4 protein-coding genes and 2 pseudogenes are annotated in these 4,317 nt (G+C 74.4%); 2 read left to right on the plus strand and 4 right to left on the minus strand.

The window, feature by feature from the left end; genetic code table 11:
- From JNW89_RS29195 to paaK, 3 genes and pseudogenes are all read right to left on the minus strand, one after another.
- Window positions 1-183: pseudogene (locus tag JNW89_RS29195) on the minus strand (hypothetical protein); the annotation flags it as partial.
- 47 nt (window positions 184-230) lie between these two features.
- Window positions 231-660, minus strand: a pseudogene (gene paaI / locus JNW89_RS29200) (hydroxyphenylacetyl-CoA thioesterase PaaI).
- Window position 661: 1 nt separating this feature from the next.
- The gene (gene paaK, locus JNW89_RS29205; RefSeq protein WP_238451546.1) at window positions 662-1,969 is read right to left on the minus strand and encodes a phenylacetate--CoA ligase PaaK; all 1,308 of its coding nucleotides are present in this window, start codon (window positions 1,967-1,969) and stop codon (window positions 662-664) included.
- Between the two features lie 178 nt (window positions 1,970-2,147).
- On the opposite strand from paaK, the gene JNW89_RS29210 reads away from it, so the two are divergent.
- Window positions 2,148-3,209, plus strand: a complete 1,062-nt coding sequence (locus tag JNW89_RS29210) for a hypothetical protein (RefSeq protein WP_238451547.1) — start codon at window positions 2,148-2,150, stop codon at window positions 3,207-3,209.
- Window positions 3,210-3,221: 12 nt separating this feature from the next.
- Here the strand turns inward: JNW89_RS29210 and JNW89_RS29215 are convergent, their stop codons facing one another.
- Window positions 3,222-3,671 (minus strand): MarR family winged helix-turn-helix transcriptional regulator, encoded by a 450-nt coding sequence (locus JNW89_RS29215; RefSeq protein WP_238451548.1) that lies wholly within the window; start codon window positions 3,669-3,671, stop codon window positions 3,222-3,224.
- 133 nt (window positions 3,672-3,804) lie between these two features.
- Here JNW89_RS29215 and JNW89_RS29220 point away from each other — a divergent pair.
- On the plus strand, window positions 3,805-4,317 hold a 513-nt coding region (locus tag JNW89_RS29220), incomplete at its 3' end, for an MFS transporter (protein WP_238451549.1).

The raw sequence follows: 4,317 nt of genomic DNA on the forward strand, positions 1-4,317 counted from the left end.
AGCACCTCGTCGCGGCCGATCTTGTCGAGCAGCGCGAAGCCCGGCCTCCACGGTGTCGGTGGGGGGCTCACCGTAGAGGTCGGGGGTGACGACCCGGTGCCCGGCCGCGCGCAACCGGTCGGCCTGGGCCAGCACGGCCGGCCGGAGCCCGTACACGGAATGGAAGAGCACGATGTGTGTCATCCGGTCATCGTGCCGGAGACCGCCGACAGCGGCGGCGCGCCGCGCGGTCAGCCCTCGGCGCCGCGGGCCAGCGTCCGGCTGCGGCCCCGGAACTCGGGCGACCACCTCGTCGCCCCGGGAGACGGTGACGTCGTAGATGCCGCTGCGGCCGTAGCGGGTCCGTTCGGTGGCGCGGGCGGTCAGCAGGTCGCCCTCGCGGACCGGGCGCAGGAAGCTGATCTCGCCGCCGGCGGCGACCGTGGCCGGGCCGTGGCTGTTGCAGGCCAGCGCGAAGGCCGTGTCGGCGAGCAGGAAGACGAAGCCGCCGTGGCCGATGGCGTGCCCGTTGAGCATGGCCGCGGTCACCCGCATCCGGGCCACCGCGGCGCCGTCGCCGGCGGAGACCAGCTCGATGCCGAGGGCGCGGGAGGCCACGTCCGCGTCGAACATCTCGTGCGCGGCGGTACGCCCCGGCGCGACCCGGCCGTTCTCCGCCATCTCAGCCCACCCGCCGCTGGTCGACGATCCGCCGCATCTTGCCCATCGAGCGCTCCACCCCGTCCGGGGCGATCACCTCCACCGCCACGCTGACCCCGATGGTGTTCTTCACCTGCTCGACCAAGGCCCGGCCGGCGCGGTCGGCCTCCTCGACGCCGACTCCGGCGCGGCGCTCCACCTTGACCGTCAGGGTGTCGAGCCGCCCCTCGCGGGCCAGCACGCACTGGAAGTGCGGCGACAGCGCGGGGGTACGCAGGATCAGCTCCTCGATCTGGGTCGGGAAGACGTTCACCCCGCGCACGATCATCATGTCGTCGGTCCGGCCGGTGATCTTCTCGATCCGGCGCATCGGCCGGGCGGTGCCGGGCAGCAGGCGGGTGAGGTCGCGGGTGCGGTAGCGGACCACCGGCATCGCCTCCTTGGTCAGCGAGGTGAGCACCAGCTCGCCCTGCTCGCCGTCGGGCAGCACCGCACCGGTGACCGGGTCGATGATCTCGGGATAGAAGTGGTCCTCCCAGAGGTGCAGCCCGTCCTTGGTCTCCACGCACTCGGTGGCCACCCCCGGGCCCATCACCTCGGACAGTCCGTAGATGTCCACCGCGTGCAGGTCGAGGCGCTGCTCCATCTCCCGGCGCATGTCCTCGGTCCACGGCTCGGCGCCGAAGATGCCGACCCGCAGCGAGGTGGCGCGCGGGTCGACGCCCTGCCGCTCCATCTCGTCCACGATGGCCAGCATGTAGCTGGGGGTGACCATGATGACCTCGGGCTGGAAGTCGCGGATCAGCAGCACCTGCCGCTCGGTCATCCCGCCGGAGACCGGGATGACCGTGCAGCCCAGCTCCTCGGCGCCGTAGTGGGCGCCCAGGCCGCCGGTGAACAGGCCGTAGCCGTACGCCACGTGCACCCGGTCGCCGGGCCGCCCGCCGGAGGCGCGGATCGAGCGGGCCATCAGCCGCGCCCAGGTACGCAGGTCCTCGCGGGTGTAGCCGACCACGGTGGGCCGGCCGGTGGTGCCGGAGGACGCGTGCAGCCGCGCCACCTGCTCGCGGGGCACCGCGAACATGCCGAACGGGTAGTTCTCCCGCAGCTCCGCCTTGCCGGTGAACGGGAACCGGGCCAGGTCGGCCAGCTCCCGGCAGTCGTCGGGGTGCACGCCGGCCGCCTCGAACGCCCGCCGGTAGTGGGGCACGTTGTCGTACGCGTGCCGCAGCGACCAGCGCAGCCGGTCGAGTTGCAGCGCACGCAGCTCGTCGACGCCGACCCGTTCGACGGGTTCCAGCTCCTCCGGCGAGGGGGTGCGGTCCTGCACGGTGCCTCCTGTGCGCGCGGGTACCGGCGCGGGTCCGCGCCGAGGCGACGTTGCGTACCGTACGCCCCGCCCCGGACGGCCGACCAGCGCGGCGACGGCCGATGCGCCTCCCGCCCGATCACGCATCGAAGCGGCACAATGACGCAGGGTGGCACACGGCGTGGGAGGGGTGGCGACGATGACGCGTACCGACACGGCACGGGCGGACCTCGGCGGGCGGGCGGCCAGCCGGCCGGGGGTGGCCCCGGCGAGCCGGCGGGAGGATCTGGTCGCCGTCCTGCTCGGCGCCTGCCTGGTGGGCGGGGCGCTGGCCGACGGGTGGGCGCACACCAGCCTGCTCGAGACCATCGAGGGCTTCTTCACGCCCTGGCACGGCCTGCTGTACGCCGGCTTCGCCGGCAGCGCGGGGTGGATCTGCTGGCTGGCGTACCGGCGTCGGGACCGCGCGCCGCGGTGGTGGCGCGACGGCTGGCCGCGGGGGTACCGGGTGGGCGCGATCGGCGTCGCGGTCTTCGCCGCAGGCGGGCTGGCCGACATGGTGTGGCACGAGACGCTCGGGGTGGAGGTCGGGCTGGACGCCGAGTTCAGCCCCAGTCACCTGCTCCTCGACGGCGGGGCGGTGCTGCTGCTGACCAGTCCGCTGCGGTCCTGGTGGGCCAGCCGGGAGGGCGGGGCGCGGGCGGCGACCGGGGTGGCGTCGTTGGCGCTCGGCACGATGGCGACCACCATCCTGCTCGGCCACTCCTCGGCGTTCCTCAGCGCCGCCGCCACCCGGGCGACGGGGGCCGCCGGCGCCCAGCAGGCGGCCGTCCTCGGCGTGGACGCGTACCTGGTCACCACGGTGGTCATCGGCGTGCCGGTCCTGCTGTCGCACCGCCGCCGGGCGACGCCCGGGGCGGCCACCGCCGTGGTCGCCGGGGTGGCGCTGTTCGCCCTGATGATGTTCGAGTTCCCGGTGCCGCAGGCCTGGGGCGCGGTCGGCGCGATCACCGGCGCCGCCCTCGCCGACCTGGCGCTGTGCCGGTCGGACGCGGTACGCGGCCCGGACGCGGTGCTGCGGCCGCCGATCGCCGGCGCGGTGCTGGCCGCGCTGGTCTGGGGTGGACACCTGGCCGGGCTGGCGCTGGCGGACGGGATCGGCTGGACGCCGGAGGTGTGGAGCGGGGTGGTGACGTTGACCGCGGTCGAGGGCGCGCTGCTCGGCGGGCTGGCCGCCCGCCCACTGCCCGACGGCCAGTGACCCGGCCGGCGGTCAGCCCGGGGTCGGGAGCCGGTGCAGGGCCTGCACCAGTGGGGCCAGTTCCGGGGTTTGTTCCGCCTCGGCGAGCGCCTCGGCCAGCACCCGGTCGTGGGTGGGCCGGGCCCGGGCGAGCAGGTCGGAGCCGGCCGGGGTCAGCTCGGTGTAGATGCCGCGCCGGTCGTCCTGGCAGAGGATCCGGGTGAGCAGGCCGCGCTCCTCCAGGCGGGTGACCAGCCGGGTGGTCGCGCTGCCGGACAGGGCCGCCGCCCGGGCCAGCTGACGCATCCGCATGTGCCAGCCGTCCTGACGGGAGAGGGCGTCGAGCACCGTGTACTCGACGACCGACAGCTCGTGCTCGGCCTGCAGGGCCCGTTCCAGGGACGCCTCGATCAGGCCGTGCAGGGCGGCGAGGGTCCGCCAGCCCTGCGCGCGGATCTCCACCGCGTCGTCGCCGATGCCCATGCGTGCTCCCTGGTGTGACCTGGACTGCCGCCAGGCTAGCACGCTTGCGCCGATATCAAGCGCGTGCAACTATTCGGTTTCGCGCCAGTAGTTGCAGGCGCTGCCTATCGTCGTACACACGGATTGGATCGTCATGTCCCCTCGCCCCCGCACGCTCCCCGGCGGCCTGCTCGCCCTGGCGGTCGGTGCCTTCGGCATCGGGCTGACCGAATTCGTGATCATGGGGCTGCTCCCCCAGGTCGCCGACGACTTCCGGGTCACCGAGTCGGTGGCCGGTTGGCTGATCAGCGGGTACGCGCTCAGCGTCGCCGTCGGCGGGGTGGCCCTCACCGCGGCGGTCACCCGGCTGCCCCGCAAGCAGGTACTGCTCGCCCTGATGGTGCTCTTCATCGTCGGCAACCTGCTCTCCGCGCTGGCCGACACCTACCCCGTGATGCTGGCCGGGCGGATCGTCGCGGCGCTCTGCCACGGCGCCTTCTTCGGCATCGGCGCCGTGGTCGCCGCCGGGCTGGTCGCGCCGGCACGCCGGGCCGGCGCGATCGCGATGATGTTCGCCGGCCTGACCGTCGCGAACGTCCTCGGCGTCCCGTTCGGCACCTTCCTCGGCCAGCACCTCGGCTGGCGCTCCACCTTCTGGGCGATCACC

The organism is Micromonospora sp. 4G55, from assembly GCF_016803375.1.